This is a genomic window from Bordetella genomosp. 2, assembly GCF_002261345.1.
In the GTDB taxonomy this organism is placed as follows: Bacteria; Pseudomonadota; Gammaproteobacteria; order Burkholderiales; family Burkholderiaceae_B; genus Bordetella_A.
Window position 1 is genome coordinate 100160 of record NZ_NEVT01000003.1, and the last position, 16941, is coordinate 117100.

The 16941-nt window shown below is 70.4% G+C and carries 18 protein-coding genes; 14 read left to right on the forward strand and 4 right to left on the reverse strand.

Annotated elements, in window-relative coordinates:
• The first annotated feature begins 1 nt into the window (after position 1).
• The 11 genes from CAL24_RS02510 to CAL24_RS02560 all read left to right on the forward strand — a co-directional run bounded on the left by CAL24_RS02510 (position 2) and on the right by CAL24_RS02560 (position 10685).
• Positions 2–958 (forward strand): branched-chain amino acid ABC transporter permease, encoded by a 957-nt coding sequence (locus CAL24_RS02510; RefSeq protein WP_094806478.1) that lies wholly within the window; start codon positions 2–4, stop codon positions 956–958.
• Positions 955–1764, forward strand: coding sequence for an ABC transporter ATP-binding protein (locus CAL24_RS02515; RefSeq protein WP_094805650.1), 810 nt, complete (start codon positions 955–957; stop codon positions 1762–1764). Before CAL24_RS02510 ends, CAL24_RS02515 begins: the two co-directional genes overlap by 4 nt.
• Positions 1758–2462 (forward strand): ABC transporter ATP-binding protein, encoded by a 705-nt coding sequence (locus CAL24_RS02520; RefSeq protein ID WP_028355063.1) that lies wholly within the window; start codon positions 1758–1760, stop codon positions 2460–2462. Before CAL24_RS02515 ends, CAL24_RS02520 begins: the two co-directional genes overlap by 7 nt.
• A gap of 60 nt (positions 2463–2522) precedes the next feature.
• Positions 2523–2852, forward strand: coding sequence for a thioredoxin family protein (locus CAL24_RS02525; RefSeq protein WP_094805651.1), 330 nt, complete (start codon positions 2523–2525; stop codon positions 2850–2852).
• Between the two features lie 133 nt (positions 2853–2985).
• Positions 2986–5331: a bifunctional salicylyl-CoA 5-hydroxylase/oxidoreductase gene (locus CAL24_RS02530; RefSeq protein ID WP_094805652.1), complete on the forward strand. Its 2346-nt coding sequence runs from the start codon at positions 2986–2988 to the stop codon at positions 5329–5331.
• Positions 5328–6119: an SDR family NAD(P)-dependent oxidoreductase gene (locus CAL24_RS02535; RefSeq protein WP_028355060.1), complete on the forward strand. Its 792-nt coding sequence runs from the start codon at positions 5328–5330 to the stop codon at positions 6117–6119. The genes CAL24_RS02530 and CAL24_RS02535 overlap by 4 nt, the downstream gene beginning before the upstream one ends.
• A 17-nt stretch (positions 6120–6136) precedes the next feature.
• Complete coding sequence (locus CAL24_RS02540; protein WP_094805653.1) at positions 6137–6994, forward strand: enoyl-CoA hydratase family protein; 858 nt, start codon at positions 6137–6139, stop codon at positions 6992–6994.
• Position 6995: 1 nt separating this feature from the next.
• On the forward strand, positions 6996–8165 hold the full coding sequence (locus CAL24_RS02545; protein ID WP_094805654.1) for an acyl-CoA dehydrogenase family protein: 1170 nt from the start codon (positions 6996–6998) through the stop codon (positions 8163–8165).
• 36 nt (positions 8166–8201) lie between these two features.
• Positions 8202–9842 carry an AMP-binding protein gene (locus tag CAL24_RS02550; RefSeq protein ID WP_094805655.1) on the forward strand — a complete coding sequence of 547 codons (1641 nt, stop codon included), beginning with the start codon at positions 8202–8204 and terminating at the stop codon, positions 9840–9842.
• 8 nt (positions 9843–9850) lie between these two features.
• Positions 9851–10273, forward strand: a complete 423-nt coding sequence (locus CAL24_RS02555; protein WP_094805656.1) for an acyl-CoA thioesterase — start codon at positions 9851–9853, stop codon at positions 10271–10273.
• 4 nt (positions 10274–10277) lie between these two features.
• A complete protein-coding gene (locus CAL24_RS02560; protein WP_028355055.1) occupies positions 10278–10685 on the forward strand; it encodes a RidA family protein in 408 nt (135 codons plus the stop codon).
• A 231-nt stretch (positions 10686–10916) separates the two neighbouring features.
• Here the strand turns inward: CAL24_RS02560 and CAL24_RS02565 are convergent, their stop codons facing one another.
• The 4 genes from CAL24_RS02565 to CAL24_RS02580 all read right to left on the reverse strand — a co-directional run bounded on the left by CAL24_RS02565 (position 10917) and on the right by CAL24_RS02580 (position 15454).
• On the reverse strand, positions 10917–12536 hold the full coding sequence (locus CAL24_RS02565; protein WP_094805657.1) for a FapA family protein: 1620 nt from the start codon (positions 12534–12536) through the stop codon (positions 10917–10919).
• 185 nt (positions 12537–12721) lie between these two features.
• Positions 12722–14005 (reverse strand): glutamate-1-semialdehyde 2,1-aminomutase, encoded by a 1284-nt coding sequence (hemL, locus tag CAL24_RS02570; protein ID WP_028354939.1) that lies wholly within the window; start codon positions 14003–14005, stop codon positions 12722–12724.
• Between the two features lie 4 nt (positions 14006–14009).
• Entirely contained in the window at positions 14010–14672 is a 663-nt protein-coding gene (thiE, locus tag CAL24_RS02575) for a thiamine phosphate synthase (RefSeq protein ID WP_028354938.1), read from the reverse strand.
• Positions 14669–15454, reverse strand: a complete 786-nt coding sequence (locus CAL24_RS02580) for a bifunctional hydroxymethylpyrimidine kinase/phosphomethylpyrimidine kinase (RefSeq protein ID WP_349290565.1) — start codon at positions 15452–15454, stop codon at positions 14669–14671. The genes thiE and CAL24_RS02580 overlap by 4 nt, the downstream gene beginning before the upstream one ends.
• Before the next feature lie 182 nt (positions 15455–15636).
• Here CAL24_RS02580 and CAL24_RS02585 point away from each other — a divergent pair, with 182 nt between their 5' ends.
• From CAL24_RS02585 to ruvX, 3 genes are all read left to right on the forward strand, one after another.
• Positions 15637–15801: a rubredoxin gene (locus CAL24_RS02585; protein ID WP_003814980.1), complete on the forward strand. Its 165-nt coding sequence runs from the start codon at positions 15637–15639 to the stop codon at positions 15799–15801.
• A 61-nt stretch (positions 15802–15862) separates the two neighbouring features.
• Entirely contained in the window at positions 15863–16477 is a 615-nt protein-coding gene (locus CAL24_RS02590) for a YqgE/AlgH family protein (RefSeq protein ID WP_028354936.1), read from the forward strand.
• Positions 16470–16865, forward strand: coding sequence for a Holliday junction resolvase RuvX (gene ruvX, locus CAL24_RS02595; protein WP_028354935.1), 396 nt, complete (start codon positions 16470–16472; stop codon positions 16863–16865). The genes CAL24_RS02590 and ruvX overlap by 8 nt, the downstream gene beginning before the upstream one ends.
• Positions 16866–16941: the final 76 nt, after the last annotated feature.

The window sequence follows — 16941 nt, forward strand, 5'->3', positions numbered from 1 at the left end:
GATGCGCAGATCGACATTCTGGTGCCTCGGCCTGCTGCTGGCATTGGCGCTGTTTCCTTATATTGCCGCGGCGCTCGGCCTGGACTTCTACGTCTCGCTGGTGCGCCGGGTGCTGATCTATGCGCTGGCCGCCACCAGCCTGAACCTGATCCTGGGCTATGGCGGCATGGTGGCGCTCGGCCACGCCGCATTTTTCGGCGCCGGCGCCTATGTGGTGGGCATCCTGGACGCCGCCGGCGTGCATGCGGCGCTGGTGGCCTGGCCCACGGCCGCGGCCTTGGTGGGCCTGCTGGCGCTGGTGATCGGCGCGGTGTCGCTGCGCACGCGCGGCGTGTATTTCATCATGATCACCCTGGCGTTCGCGCAGATGGTGTACTACCTGTTCATCTCGCTGCGCCAGTATGGCGGCGAAGACGGCCTGAACCTGTCGGGCTATTCCCTGCTGCCCGGGCTGGACCTGGCCGACAGCCGCACGTTCTACTACCTGGTGCTGGCGCTGTTCGCCGTGCTGCTGTGGCTGTTCGGCCGCCTGGTGGATTCGCGCTTCGGCGCGGCGCTGCAAGGCATCCGCGAGAACGAGTCGCGCATGGAAGCGCTGGGCTACCCGGTGTACCGGCTCAAGCTGGCCGCCTTCGTCATCAGCGGCGCGGCCGCCGGCCTGGCCGGCGCGCTGCTGGCCAACCACAACCTGTTTATCTCGCCGAGCCTGATGCACTGGACGCAGTCGGCCAACCTGCTGGTCATGGTGCTGGTGGGCGGCATCGGCCTGCGCTACGGCGGCGTGGCGGGCGCCGTCGTGATGCTGGCGCTGGAAGAAACGCTGCGCATGTGGACGGAGTACTGGCACCTGCCGCTGGGCGTGCTGCTGCTGTGCGTGGTGTTCGGCGCGCCGCGCGGTGTCGCCGGGCTGGTGGGGCCATGGTTCGCCGGGACGGCGGCGCGCGGAGGACGGCCATGACGGCAGCCGGCATTTCGCCTGCCGGCGCGGCCGCGCCGGCCCTGCAGGCCAGCGGCCTGGTGCGGCGCTTCGGCGCGCTGCTGGCCACCGACCATGTGTCGCTGACCCTGGCGCCCGGGGAGATCCATGCCTTGATCGGCCCCAACGGCGCCGGCAAGTCGACGCTGATCCACCTGCTGTCCGGCACGCTGGCGGCCGACGCGGGCCGGCTGGAACTGGCCGGCGCCGACATCACCCGCTTGAACGCGCACCAGAGAGTGGCGGCCGGGCTGTCGCGCTCGTACCAGATCACCAATATCTTCAAGTCGTTCAGCGTGCGCGACAACCTGCTGCTGGCCGCGCAGGCTCATGCGGGCAGCAGCTTCCGCTGCTGGAAACCGCGCGCGGCCGATGCCGCACTGCATGACGCGGCGCATGCGCTGGCGCGCCAGTGCGCCATCGATGCCGGCCTGCTGGATCGTCCCGCTGGGACGCTGCCGCATGGCGAGCAGCGCAAACTGGAATTCGCCCTGGCCCTGGCCGCGCGCCCCAGCGTCCTGCTGCTGGACGAGCCCATGGCCGGCATGGGCCCCGACGAGACCCTGCGGCTGACCGAATTGATCGAATCGCTGCGCGGGCAGGCCGCCATGCTGCTGGTCGAGCACGACATGCAGGCCGTATTCCGCCTGGCCGACCGCGTCTCGGTGCTGGTGTACGGGCGCATCATCGCCACCGGCACGCCCGATGAAATCCGGGCCAACCCGGAGGTGCGGCAGGCCTATCTGGGCGAAGACGAGGCCGCGGTCCGGGAGCAGGCGCCATGCTGAACATGCGGGCAGTGGAAAGCGGCTATGGCGCCAGCCAGGTGCTGTTCGGCGTCGATCTGGAAATCGGCGCCGGGCAGGTGGTGACCCTGCTGGGCCGCAACGGCATGGGCAAGAGCACCCTGCTGCGCACCCTGTTCGGCCAGTTGCCCCTGCGGGCCGGCAGCGTCCGCTTCGCCGGGCAGGACATCGGCGGCTGGGCGCCCGACCGGATTGCCCGCGCCGGCCTGGCCATCGTGCCCGAAGGCAGGCAGTGCTTTCCCAATCTGACCGTGCGCGAGCACCTGACCGCTTTCACCGCCAGGCGCAACCCGGACATCGCCGAGCCCTGGACGGCCGGGCGCGTATTCGAGCTGTTCCCGCGCTTGAAGGAGCGCGCCGGCAACATGGGCAACCAGCTATCCGGCGGGGAGCAGCAGATGCTGGCCATCGGCCGCGCGCTGGTGACCAACCCGCGCCTGCTGGTGCTGGACGAGGCCACCGAAGGGCTGGCGCCGCTGGTGCGCGAGGAGATATGGGCCTGCCTGGCCACCTTGCGGGCGGCCGGCCAGACCATCCTGGTGATCGACAAGTACGTCGAGCGCTTGCTGGCCCTGGCCGACCGGCACGTCATCCTGGAGCGGGGCCGGGTCGTATGGAGCGGCGATTCCGCCGCGCTGGACGGCGACCGCGGCCTGTGGGAACGCTACCTCGGCGTATAGCGCGGCCCGCTGGGCCGGCACGCCGATTGCTGCCCCGCGGGCGGCCATCTGGAGCACATCATGGGCATGACACACACCTACGCCACTGAGTCCGAGGCGCCCGCGCGGGCGGATATCGATCGCTGGCCCGCGGCCCTGGTCCTGGAGTTCGGCACCGGCTGGTGCGGCTATTGCCAGGCGGCCCAGCCGCTCATCGAACAGGCCTTCGCGGCTTATCCGCAGGTGGACCACCTGAAGATCGAGGACGGCAGCGGCCGCGCGCTGGGCCGCTCGTTCCGCGTCAAGCTGTGGCCCACGCTGGTCTTCCTGCGCGACGGCCAGGAAGTGGCGCGCCTGGTGCGCCCGGCCGGCGTACAGGAGATTGCCCGGGCGCTGGGGCAGATCGCCTGATCTGCGCGGCCCGCCGTCGTGCGCGGCATTTCTTGCATGAGACCTGCTTGCGGTATATAGTTGAAGCCTAAACTAATTACGGCGCTTCGCATCCTGGGGGATGGCCGCGCGGTTTCACGGAGCCTGTAGCGCAATGAAGATCGTCTGCCTGGGCGGCGGCCCCGCCGGCCTGTATTTCGGCCTGCTGATGAAGCTGCAGGATCCCGCCAACGAAGTCACCGTCATCGAGCGCAACCGGCCGTACGACACGTTCGGCTGGGGCGTGGTGTTCTCGGACGCCACCATGGAGAACCTGCGCGAGGCCGACCCGGTCTCGGCGCAGACCATCGGCGACGCGTTCAACCACTGGGACGACATCGATATCCACTTCAAGGGCCGCAGCGTGCGCACCAGCGGCCACGGCTTCATCGGCATCGGCCGCAAGAAGCTGCTGAACATCCTGCAGGCGCGCTGCGAAGCGGTGGGCGTCAAGCTGGTGTTCGAGACCTTCGTGCAGGACGACCAGGCCGTCGCGCTGCAGTACGACGCGGACCTGGTCATCGCTTCCGATGGCATCAACAGCCAGGCCCGCACCCGCTATGCCGACACTTTCCAGCCGGATATCGACACGCGGCGCTGCCGCTTCGTCTGGCTGGGCACCACCAAGGTCTTCGACGCCTTCACGTTCGCCTTCGTGCAGACCGAGCACGGCTGGTTCCAGGCGCACGCCTATCGCTTCGAAGACGGGCTGTCCACCTTCATCGTCGAGACGCCGGAAGAGACCTGGCAGGCCGCCGGCATCGGCGCGATGAGCCAGGAAGAGGGCATCGCCTATTGCGAACGGCTGTTCGCCCCCTGGCTGGAGGGCCATCCGCTCATCAGCAATGCCAAGCACCTGCGCGGCGCCGCCATCTGGATCCGCTTCCCGCGGGTGATCTGCCGCACCTGGGTGCACTGGAACACCCTCGACACTCCGCGCGGCCAGCGCCGCGTGCCGGTGGTGCTGATGGGCGACGCGGCCCATACCGCGCATTTTTCCATCGGGTCCGGCACCAAGCTGGCCCTGGAAGACGCCATCGAGCTGGCGCGCTGCCTGAGCGGCGCGGAGGGTGGCCTGCCGCAGGGCCTGCGGCACTATGAAGAGGTGCGCAGCGTCGAAGTCCTGAAGATCCAGAACGCCGCGCGCAATTCGACCGAATGGTTCGAGAACGTGGCGCGTTATGCCGGCTTCGACCCCGAGCAGTTCGCCTACTCGCTGCTGACGCGTTCGCAGCGCATCTCGCACGAGAACCTGCGCCTGCGCGACCCGGGCTGGCTGGAGGGCTATGAACGCTGGCTGGCGGGCCGCGCCGGGGCGTCCGACAGCGGCGCCGGCCGGCCGCCCCTGCCCATGTTCACGCCATACCGCGTGCGCGGCGTCGAACTGAAGAACCGCGTGGTCGTGTCGCCCATGGCCATGTACTCGTGCGTGGACGGCGTGCCGGGCGAGTTCCATCTGGTGCACCTGGGCGCGCGCGCCATGGGCGGTGCCGGGCTGGTCATGGTGGAAATGACCTGCCCCTCGTCCGACGCGCGCATCACGCCGGGCTGCCCGGGCCTGTGGAACGACGAGCAGGCGCGCGCCTTCGGCCGCATCGTCGATTTCGTGCACGCGCACAGCGAGGCGCGCATCGGCATGCAGCTCGGCCACGCGGGCCGCAAGGGCTCGACCCAGCTGGGCTGGCAGCAGATGGACCACCCGCTGCCGGCCGGCAACTGGCCCTTGCTGTCGGCTTCGCCGCTGCCGTACCTGCCCGGCATTTCCCAGACGCCGCGCGCCATGGACCGGGCCGACATGGACCGCGTGCGCGACGATTTCGTCGCCGCCGCGCAGCGCGCCGCCCAGGCCGGCTTCGACTGGCTGGAGCTGCACTGCGCGCACGGCTACCTGCTCTCCAGCTTCATTTCTCCCTTGACCAACCGGCGCGACGATGAATACGGCGGCAGCCTGGACAACCGGCTGCGCTATCCGCTGGAAGTGTTCCGCGCCGTGCGCGAGGTCTGGCCGCAGGACTTGCCCATGTCGGTGCGCATCTCGGCGCATGACTGGGTCGAAGGCGGCATCACCGCCGACGACGCGGTGGAGATCGCGCGCCGCTTCAAGGCGGCGGGGGCGGACATGATCGACTGCTCGTCGGGCCAGGTCAGCCCCGAACAGCACCCGGTGTACGGCCGCATGTACCAGACGCCGTTCGCCGACCGGGTGCGCAACGAGGCCGGCATCGCCACCATCGCGGTGGGCGCCATCTTCGAGGCGGACCACGTCAACGGCATCATCGCCTCCGGCCGCGCCGACTTGTGCGCCCTGGCGCGTCCGCACCTGGCCGACGCCTCCTGGACGCTGCGCGAGGCCGCCCGGGTGGGGTATTGCGATACGGCCTGGCCGCGCCAGTACGCGGCCGGCAAGCGCCAGCTGGAAACCAATTTCGAGCGGGCCCAGGCCCAGCAGGAGTACAAATGACCACTTCCGTGCCTGTGTTGCAGGGGCGCCATGCGCTGGTCACCGGCGGCGCACGCGGCATCGGCCTGGCGTGCGCGCGCGCGCTGCTGCAGCGCGGCGCCACGGTGACTCTGCTGGGGCGCGACCGCGCGGCCCTGGACGCCGCGGCGGGCGGCCTGGCCGCGCTCGGCCGGGTCCATGCGGTGACCGCCGACATCGCCGACGCGGCGGCGGTGCGCGCGGCCTTCGAGCAGGCCGCCCATGCGGCCGGCGCCGTCGACATCCTGGTCAACAATGCCGGCCAGGCGGTCAGCCAGCGCTTCGACCGCACCGACGCCGCGCTGTGGCAGGCCATGCTGGCGGTCAACCTGACCGGCACCTTCCATTGCGTGCAGGCGGCGCTGCCGGCCATGCTCGCCGCCGGTTGGGGCCGGGTCATCAACGTGGCGAGCACGGCCGGCCTGATCGGTTACCCCTACGTCACGGCGTACTGCGCCGCCAAGCACGGCGTGGTGGGCCTGACCCGGGCGCTGGCGCTGGAGGTGGCGCGCAAGGGCGTCACCGTGAACGCGGTGTGCCCCGGCTTCACGGATACCGACATCGTGCGCGGCGCGGTCGACAACATCGTGCAGAAGACCGGCCGCACGGCCGAGGCCGCCCGCGCCGAACTGGCCGCGCGCAACCCGCAGGGCCGGCTGGTGCAGCCCGCGGAAGTGGCCGAGGCCGTGGCCTGGCTGGCCCTGCCGGCATCCGCCTCGATCAATGGGCAGGCCATCGCCGTGGACGGCGGTGAAGTCATGCCCGGCTGATTTCCCCAGGAGAGACCATGAGCAGCGCGTCCCCCGAACACACCATGAAGCATCACCGGCGCCCCTATGCCGGCTATGCGGCCCGCACCTTCCTGTGGCAGGTGTCCGATGACGGCAAGGTCGGCACCATCGTGCTGAACCGGCCGGAACGCAAGAACCCGCTGACCTTCGATTCGTACGCCGAGTTGCGCGACCTGTTCCGCGGCCTGGTGTATGCCACCGACATCAAGGCGGTGGTCATCGCCGGTGCCGGCGGCAATTTCTGCTCGGGCGGCGACGTGCACGAGATCATCGGCCCGCTGACCCGCATGAGCATGCCCGAACTGCTGGACTTCACGCGCATGACGGGCGACCTGGTCAAGGCCATGCGCGCCTGCCCGCAACCGGTGGTGGCGGCGGTCGACGGCGTATGCGCCGGCGCCGGCGCCATGCTGGCCCTGGCGTCCGACCTGCGGCTGGGCACGCCCGCCGCCCGCACCGCCTTCCTGTTCACCCGGGTCGGCCTGGCCGGCGCCGACATGGGCGCCTGCACATTGCTGCCGCGCGTGATCGGCCAGGGCCGCGCCTCGGAACTGCTGTACACCGGCCGCGCCATGAGCGCCGACGAGGGCGTGCAATGGGGTTTCTTCAACAGCCTGCACGACGGCGCCGGGCTGCTCGCGGCAGCCCAGGCCCTGGCCGCCCAGTTGGCGGCCGGCCCGACGTTCGCCCACGGCGTGACCAAGAAGCTGCTGCATCAGGAATGGAACATGGGCGTGGACGAAGCCATCGAGGCCGAGGCCGAGGCGCAGGCCATCTGCATGCAGACGCGCGACTTCCGCCGCGCCTACGAGGCCTTTGTGGCCAAGCGCAAACCGGTATTCGAAGGAGACTGACGTGGCCGATACCTCGTGGCTGGACTGGCCGTTCTTCGATGAGCGCCATCGCGCCATGGCGGGCGAGCTGGAGGCGTGGTGCATCGATGCGCTGGCGGATATCGACCATCGCGATACCGATGCCGCCTGCCGCGCGCTGGTCGCGTCGCTGGGCCAGGCGGGCTGGCTGCGCTACTGCGTGCCGGCCGGCCCCGATGGCGCCTGGGGCGGCGCGCTGCCCGAGGTCGATTCGCGCATGGTGTGCATCCTGCGCGAGACCCTGGCGCGCCACGACGGCCTGGCCGATTTCGCGCTGGCCATGCAGGGCCTGGGCAGCGGCGCGATCGCGCTGATGGGGTCCGAGGAACTGCGCCGTCGCTATCTGCCGCGCGTGGCGGCCGGGCAGGCCATCGCGGCGTTCGCCCTGTCCGAGCCGGACGCCGGGTCCGATGTGGCGGCGCTGTCGTGCGCGGCGCGGGCCGATGGCGACCACTATGTGCTCGATGGCGCCAAGACCTGGATATCCAACGGCGGCATCGCCGATTTCTATTGCGTGTTCGCGCGCACCGGCGAGGCGCCGGGCGCGCGCGGCATCAGCGCGTTCGTGGTCGAGGCCGGCACGCCGGGTTTCGAGATCGCCGAGCGTATCGAGGTCATGGCGCCGCATCCGCTGGCCACGCTGACCTTCGACAATTGCCGCATCCCGGCCACGCAGCGGCTGGGCGAGCCCGGGCAGGGCTTCAAGCTGGCGATGATGACCTTGGACATTTTCCGCGCCTCGGTGGCCGCCGCCGCGCTGGGCTTCGCGCGCCGCGCGCTGGACGAGGCGCTGGGGCGCGCGCGCGGGCGCCGCATGTTCGGCCAGGCGCTGGCCGACCTGCAACTGACCCAGGCGGCGCTGGGCGAGATGGCCACCGCCATCGACGGCGCCGCGCTGCTGACCTACCGCGCGGCCTGGCTGCGCGATGTGCAGGGCAAGCGCACCACGCGCGAAGCGGCCATGGCCAAGATGGCCGCCACCGAGTCGGCGCAGGCGGTCATCGACCGCGCACTGCAGATGTTCGGCGGGGCCGGCGTGGTATCGGGCATGCCGGTGGAAAAACTGTACCGGGAGATCCGCGCGCTGCGTATCTACGAAGGCGCGACCGAAGTCCAGAAACTGATCATCGCCAGAGAGCTGCTCAAGGCCTGAAGGCAGCCGTTCACCGCATTGCCAAGGGGAATTTTCATGGAACGTTCCGCACACCTGGATACCTACGCCCGCGACCACCTGCCCCCGGCCGATGAATGGCCCGAGTTCCTGCTCGACGGGCCGGACGTGGCGTATCCCGCCCGCTTCAATTGCGCGGTCGAGCTGGTCGACGCCGTGGTGGCGCGCGGCGACGGCGCGCGGGTGGCATTGCGCTGGCGCCGCGACGGCGCCGCGGCCACCATGACCTACGCCGAACTGCAGGCCCTCACCAACCGCGTGGCCCGCGTGCTGGTCGAAGACATGGGCCTGGTGCCCGGCAACCGCCTGCTGCTGCGCGGTCCCAACAACCCCATGATGGCGGCTGCCTGGCTGGCCGCCATCAAGGCGGGGCTGGTCACCGTGCCCACCATGCCGCTGCTGCGCGCCAAGGAACTCAAGCAGATCATCGACAAGGCGCAGGTGTCGGCCATGTTGTGCGACGCGCGGCTGGCCGAAGAGGCCCGGCACTGCATGCAGCCCGGGCACGAGCACTATTGCGGCGGGCTGGCGCAGATCATGCTGTTCAATGACCCAGCGGCGGACGCGCTCGACGCGCGCGCGGCGGCCAAGCCCGACGATTTCGCGGCCTGCGATACAGCTTCCGACGATGTCTGCCTGATCGCCTTCACCAGCGGCACCACCGGCCTGCCCAAGGGCTGCATGCATTTCCATCGCGATGTGCTGGCGATGTGCGACCTGTTCCCGCGCCACGTCATCAAGCCGGGCCCGGACGACATTTTCTGCGGCACGCCGCCGCTGGCCTTCACGTTCGGCCTGGGCGGACTGCTGTGCTTCCCGCTGCGGGTGGGCGCCAGCACCGTGCTGGCCGAGAAGCTCACGCCGGACAGCCTGCTGGAGCTGATCCAGGACTTCCGCGCCACGATCGTCTTCACCGCGCCCACGTTCTATCGCCAGATGGCGGCGCTGGCCGGCAAGTACGACATCAGTTCGCTGAAAAAGAGCGTATCCGCCGGCGAGGCCCTGCCCGACGCCACGCGCCAGCTCTGGAAACAGGCCACCGGCATCGAGATGATCGACGGCATCGGCGGCACCGAGATGATCCACGTATTCGTCTCTAGCCCGCCCGAGGAAGTGCGGCCCGGCGCCATCGGCAAGGTAGTGCCGGGGTATGTGGCGTGCGTGGTGGACGAGAACATGCAGCCGGTGCCCAACGGTACGCCGGGGCGGCTGGCGCTCAAGGGCCCCACGGGTTGCCGCTACCTGGCCGACGAACGCCAGCGCCGCTTCGTGCAGCAGGGCTGGAACCTGCCGGGCGACACCTTCGTGCGGGACGACGACGGCTACTTCTTCTACCAGGCGCGCAACGACGACATGATCGTCTCGGCCGGCTACAACATCGCCGGGCCGGAGGTCGAGGACGCGCTGCTGCGCCACGAGGCGGTGGCCGAGTGCGGCGTGGTGGGCGCGCCCGATGACGAGCGCGGCCAGCTGGTCAAGGCGTTCGTGGTGCTCAAGCCGGGCTACCAGCCGGGGCCGGAGATGGCCGCGGCGCTGCAGGCGTTCGTGAAGGCGAGCATTGCTCCCTACAAGTACCCGCGCGCGATCGTGTTCGTCGAATCGTTGCCGCGCACCGAGACCGGCAAGCTGCAGCGCTTCGCGCTGCGCAAGATGGCGTGAGGCCGGCCATGGCGGCGCCGTTCGCGAGCGAGGTGGAAGTGCGGTTCCGGCATTGCGACCCGGCCGGCATCGTGTTCTACCCGCGCTACTTCGAGATGATCAACGATTTTGTCGAGGAATGGTTCGACAAGGGCATGGATCTGCCGTTTCATGCGCTGCATGTCGAACGGCAGATCGGCACGCCGCTGGTGTCGGTGCAATGCGATTTCTGCGCGCCCAGCCGCTGGCATGAGAAGTTGCGCCAGGAGCTGACGGTGCAGCGCATCGGCGGCGCGTCGTTCAGCGCCGCGGTGCGCTTCCTGGGGCCCGACGGCGCCACGCGCCTGGCCGCCGCGCTGACCATTGTCACGGTGGACTTGCGCAACATGCACTCCACGCCTCTTCCCGACGACCTGCGTCAGCGCATGCAGGCGTTTCTTACTACAGGATGACTCCATGAAAATTCTGCAACCGCCCGGCTGGCTGCCGCCGCGGGGTTATTCGAACGGCGTGATGACGCAGGTGGCGGCCGGGGATCGCCTGCTGTTCGTGGGCGGCCAGATAGGCTGGAACGGCCAGCAGCAGTTCGAGACCGACGATTTCGCCGAGCAGGTCCGGCAGACGCTGGTCAACATCGTGGCCATCCTGGCCGAGGGCGGGGCGGGGCCCGAGCACATCGTACGCATGACCTGGTACGTGAAGGACAAGCACGAGTACGTGGCTTCGTATCCGGAGATCGGCAAGCACTACCGGGAAGTGATCGGCCGGCATTTCCCGCCGATGACGGCGTTCCAGGTCGCCGACCTGATCGAGGATCGGGCCAAGGTGGAGATCGAAGTGACGGCGGTGGTGCCGGGAGGGTGATGCGATCGGGGTTTTTGCGGTGGGCGCGTGCGTGTTCGTAGGGCGTCCGGGGCGGGGCCCGTCGGCCGATCGGCGGGACTTTCGAACTCAAGGTGTCAGACACCCTATGGGTGTCTGACACCTTCTTGGAAGGCATTGGCGTCCATTCCCGTCGGATGACCGGTCGGCCCCACAGGTGTCAGACACCCTTCGGGTGTCTGACACCTTCTTCGAACGTATCGGTGCCCATCCCTAGCGTATGACGAGCTGGCCGGCTTCCAGGCCGGCCTTGCCGCCTACCTGGTCTTCGAGCAGGTGGGTCACCTTGATGCCTATTTGCAGCGTGGTGCCGCCGTAGAACCGCTTGGCCGCCGTGATGGTGGCCGATTGCAGCGGCTGCAGCTGGCGCTCCAGGGCCGCCTGCTGGCGGTCCAGGTCTTGCAGCCCGGCCGCCAGCCGGGCATGCGTGTTGGCGGCGCGTTCGCCGATGCCGCCGGCGGCCTTGTCGGGGTGGGCGCGCAGGAACTCCAGCAGCTTGTCGAGCTTGGCCTTCTCTTCGTCGAGCTGCTGGCGCTCGGCCTGCAGCGCGGCGCGGCGCGCATCGGCGTGCGGATCGAGCCCCACGCGCACCGAAGTGGCCACCCCGGCCATCGAGCCCAGCGTGCCGGCCCGCACCGAGTGCAGGGCGCATACTTCGCCACCGGTGACCGCGCCCTGGTGGGAGCCCGGCGGGCCGACCGTCACGCTATGCCCGGCGATGATGCGGCTATTGCGGATTTCGCGCTCGGCCGCGACGTGCTGGCCGGCGCTGACCTCGGCGTTCTCGATGAAGCGCGCCTTGACCGACCCCGCGCATTGCACCTGGGCGGTGCGTGCCGCCTGGCCGCGTTCGCCAGGGGCCGCCTCGGCCATGCCGATAATGCCGCCGCTGACCGTCAGGCTGCCGCCGGCCTGGACCTGCGCCGCCTCGACCGTGCCGGCCACGACGATGTCGCCGCTGACCCGCACCGTCATGCCGCTGGTAATGTCGCCCTTCACGCGCAGCGTGCCGTCGAAATCGATGTTGCCGGTGTTCAGGTCCACCGCCGCCACCTCGACCACCGAGTTCACCTGGACGCCTTGCGGCAGCAGCATGGGGGCGCCGGCCACCGCCGCGCGCAGGAGACAGGGGTCGTCGTCGTCCACCGCCACGCCGGCCAGGCCGTGCGCGAACGGCAGGTCGGGCACGGGTTCGGCAGCCACTGGCTGGCCGCAGACGTCCAGGCCGGCCGTGCCAGGCTCGGCCGGTACGCGCCGCATCAGCGGCGTGCCGGGCTGGACCAGCACCAGGCTGCCCAGCGTGCGATAGTCGACCGGCGCATTGTCGTCGTCCCGGTTCGCCGGCGGCCCGACCTGCAGGCTGACGAAGCGCGTGGGCACGCCCGGCGTCGGCGGGGTGCCGCGGGCGATCACCAGGGCTTCGCAGCGGCCCTGCGCCAGCGCCTGGCGCACGGCCGCTGCGTCGATGCCCGCCACGACGCCCTGCGCGGCCAGCCCGGCATGGATATCGTCCGCCGCGATGGCCCGCCCGCCCCGTGGCGCGACGAGCGTGAGCAAGGCGCTCATGCGGTCGGCTTCGATCTCGATGGCGAAACTGCCGTCGTACACGGCGCCGACGGGCGCGGTGACCGTGCCGGAGGTGTCGCGGCACTGCGCGCAGAACGCCGCCACCTGGGCGGAATCCAGCGCCTCGGCGCTCCAGCCGCCGGCCTGCGCCGCCGCTGCCAGGTCGTCCCAGGACGGCGGCGGGGCCGATGCATCGGCGGGCGCATACGTGGCCGACAACACGCGCGTGTCCGGGTCCAGCGCGAGCTGGAGCGGTTCGTTACCCATGGCTGCTCCTGTGCGGGCGCTCCCAGAGGAATTATTAATTAGTAAAACACAGAAATATTAAGTCATACAAACGGCGCGCGCGGGCTTTTTCGGCGTCGGGGCGACGCAAATCAAGCGCGGAATTCGTGGAGCGGGGATGGCGTGCCAGGCACCCGGCGGTGCCCGGCAACGGTGTGGCGAGGGGCCTAGGCCTTCATGCCGGCGAACACGGCCTCGGCGGCGTCCAGGGTGGCGTCGATGACGGCGTCGTCGTGGGTGGCCGACACGAAACCGGCCTCGTAGGCCGAGGGCGCGAAATGCACGCCGCGCTCCAGCATGGCGTGGAAGAACCGCTTGAAGGCGTCGACATCGCCGTCCGATACCTCCGCGAACGAGGTGGGCACGCTGTCGCGGAAGTACAGGCCGAACATGCCGCCGATGGCGTCGGCGGCGAACGGGATGCCGGCCGCCTGGGCGCGCTGCCGCAGACCGTCGGTCAGGCGCAGCGTCTGGGCGGCCAGCCGCTCGTAGAAGCCGGGCTGGCCGATCAGGCGCAGCGTGGCCAGCCCGGCCGCCACGGCGACCGGGTTGCCCGACAGGGTGCCGGCCTGGTAGACCCCGCCCAGCGGCGCCAGGTGGGCCATGAGGTCGGCGCGGCCGCCCACGGCGCCCACTGGCATGCCGCCGCCGATCACCTTGGCCAGCGTGGTCAGGTCGGGCTTGATGCCGGTCAGGCCCTGCACGCCCTGCGGGCCGACCCGGAAGCCGGTCATGACTTCGTCGAAGATCAGCACGGCGCCATGGCGCGTGCACAGCTCGCGCAGGCCTTCCAGGAAGCCCGGCGCGGGCTTGATCAGGTTCATGTTGCCGGCCACCGGCTCGACGATCACGCAGGCGATGTCGGCGCCATGCTCGGCGAAGGCCGCCTGCACCGCCGCCAGGCTGTTGTATTCCAGGGTCAGCGTGTGCGAGACGAACTCGGGCGGCACCCCGGCCGAGCTGGGATTGCCGAAGGTGAGCAGGCCCGAGCCCGCCTTGACCAGCAGGCTGTCCGAGTGGCCGTGGTAACAGCCCTCGAACTTGACGATCTTGGCCCGCCCGGTCGCGCCGCGCGCCAGCCGGATGGCGGTCATGGTGGCCTCGGTGCCGGAACTGACCAGCCGCAGCTGGTCCAGCGAGGGCAGGCGCTGGATCAGGACTTCGGCCAGTTCCACTTCGGCGCGCGTGGGCGCCCCGAACGACAGGCCGTCGAGCGCGGCCGCGCGCACGGCCTCGACCACCTCGGGATGGGCGTGTCCCAGGATGGCCGGCCCCCAGGAGCCGACGTAGTCGATGTAGCGGGTGTCCTCTTCGTCCCACACGTACGGGCCTTGCGCGCGCTTGATGAAGCGCGGCGTGCCGCCCACCGAGCGGAAGGCCCGCACGGGCGAATTGACGCCGCCGGGAATGCTGCGGCAGGCGCGGTCGAAGAGTTCGGCGTTGCTGGACATGGTGTTACGGCTTGGAGTTGGAGTGAAGGAAAGGCGCCGCGCAGGCCAGCGCGGCCGCCTTGATGTCGGGCGCCTCGAACAGGCCCGAAATGACGGCGATGCTGTCGGCCCCGGCCTCGACCGCCTGCGCGGCGTTGCCTGGGGTGATGCCGCCGATGGCCACCACGGCGGGGCGGGGCGTCGCGCGGCTCGCCGCCAGCGCGCGCGCCTGGCCGAGCAGCGGCAGCGGCGCATGCACCGCCTGGGGCTTGGTGGACGAGGGAAACACCGCCCCGAAGGCGATGTAGTCGGCGCCCGCGTCGAGCAGCTCGCGGGCGCGCTGCAGGTCGTTGTAGCAGGACGCGCCCAGGATCAGGTCCGGGCCGGCGGCGGCGCGCGCCTGCGCCAGGTCGCCGTCGTCGCGCCCCAGGTGGGCGCCGTCGGCGCCGACTTCCAGCGCCAGGCGCCAGTGGTCGTTGACCAGGAATACCACCCCCAGTTCGCGGCACAGCGGGGCCAGCGCGCGCGCCAGCGCGGCGCGCTGGGCGTCGCTGCATTGCTTGCTGCGCAGCTGCAGCGCCCGCATGCCTCCGGCGGCGGCTTCGCGCACGGCGGCGAGCAGGCGGCCGGCGTCGGTCCAGTCGGGCGTGACGCCGTACAGGCCGGCGGGGAAGCGCAGCGTGCTCATGGCGTGCCGATCCGGTTGGGAATGCGCCGGCCCATGCCCGCCAGGAAGGCCGCGCTGAGCGTTTCATCGGCGTGGCGCAGGGCCTGTTCGACCGCCTTGGGCATCTCCAGCCCCTGGGCCAGCATGGCGGCCACCGCGGTGGCCGCCACGCCGCCGGTGTCGCCGTTGCGGTCCGGCGGGGCCTGCCAGGGCCAGGTGGCGGTTTCGCCGCTGGGGCCCAGCAGCACGTTGGCCTGGTGCCCCGGGCGCACGGGCGCGCCGAGCACCAGCACCCACTGGGCGCCGCCGGCGACCAGCGCATGCATGGGGCTGGGCGCGTCGCCGATGTCGATGTCGCCGTCGGCATGCCATTGCGCCAGCCGCAGGTGCTCGACCACCACCAGGTCGGTCTGCGGCAGCACCAGTTCCAGCGTGGCCGCCAGCAGGTCGTCGGCGTCGTCCTGCGCGGCCGCGTCGTGCGCCGGCAGGCCGCGCTGGCCCAGGTGCAGCACCAGCGGCACCTGGCTGTAGTCGGCGGCGATCTGGGCGGCCACGCTGGCCGCCTCGGCGGTGTGCAGGCCGCCCACCTTGATCGCCTGCACCGGCATGTCTTCGAGCAGGCAGCGGGCCTGGTCGTCGAGCAGGTCGGGCGAGACGGGGTGGATTTCCTCGATGCCGGCGGTGTCCTGCACCGTCAGCGCCGTGGCCGCGGCCAGGGCGTGGCAGCCCAGGCGCGCGCAGGTCACCGCGTCGGCCGGCAGCCCGTCGGCGCCGGAGGGGTCGACCGGACCGAAAATCAGGATAAGGGGGGGGAGTCACTGAGGCCACACGCTGCGTGAAAGGACGGGGCGGCTCCGGCTGCGTGGCGGCAAATCGGGCAACCCCTGTTGGGTTTCGGTAAGATTGCCCCATTCTAATGGATGCGACCCGTGCTTTGCCCGCTTCCGGGGACGGCGACGGTTGATGTAACAGAGAATAGAGAACTATGCGTACTTGGATGTGTCTGATCTGTGGCTGGGTATACGATGAAGAGGCAGGCTTGCCCGACGAAGGCATCGCCCCCGGCACCCGCTGGGAAGATGTCCCGCCGAACTGGGTGTGTCCCGAATGCGGTGCCCGCAAGGAAGACTTCGAACTGATGGAAATCTGATCGTGCGCAAGTCCGGGCCGTTCGCGGCGCGGCCGCTCGTGACGGGCTCCAGGGGGTTGCCATGAAAGACGAAAACCACGATACGCACGACGACGATGCCGACGGCGGCAACGCCGATGCGCCGGCCACCGATTTTTCCAACCAGTTCCTGATCGCCATGCCCCACATGGTCGAGGGCAGCCTGGCGGGATCGGTCATCTATGTGTGCGAGCACACCACGCGCGGCGCCCTGGGCCTGGTCATCAACCGGCCCACCGACCTGACCCTGGCCAGCCTGTTCGAGCGCATCGACCTCAAGCTCGAGATCCGCCCGGCCAAGGACGAGCCCGTGTTCTTCGGCGGCCCCGTCCAGACCGACCGCGGCTTCGTGCTGCACGCCCCGGCCGGCGACTACAGCTCCAGCATCAAGCTCGGCGACCTGGCCCTGACCACTTCGCGCGACGTGCTGCAGGCGGTGGCCGATGGCAACGGGCCGGCGCGCATGCTGGTCACGCTCGGCTACGCGGGGTGGGGCGCGGGCCAGCTCGAAAGCGAAATGGCCCAGAACGCCTGGCTGAGCGTGGGCGCCGACGCCGACATCATCTTCGACGTGCCTCCCGAGGAACGCTACCCGGCCGCGTTGAAGTTGCTGGGCATCGATCCGGTCATGCTGTCCGGCGGCGCCGGACATGCCTGAGGAAACCCTGCTGGCGTTCGATTTCGGCGAAAAGAAAATCGGCATCGCCATCGGCAACACCCTGACGCGCCAGGCGCGCCCGCTCGAGATCATTTTTTCCGAGACGCGCGAGGCGCGCTTCGGCCGCATCGCCCAGCTGCTGCAGGAATGGCAGCCGCAGCGCGCGGTGGTCGGCCTGGCGCTGGCCGCCGATGGCGGCGAGCAGCCGGCCACGGCGCGCTGCCGCCGTTTCGCCAACCAGCTGCATGGCCGCTTCGGCCTGGCCGTCGAGCTGGTCGACGAGCGCGGTTCCAGCATGGAAGCCCAGCGCCTGCTGGGCACCCACGCACCCGACGACGCCATGGCGGCGGCTGTGATCCTGCAGCGTTATCTCGACGCCTTGCCGTGACGCCCGCCCGGCTCCCCCGCCATCCGCGCGATCCGTTCGCGGGTATGATGCTGGCCGGCCGGACGCGCGCCACGGG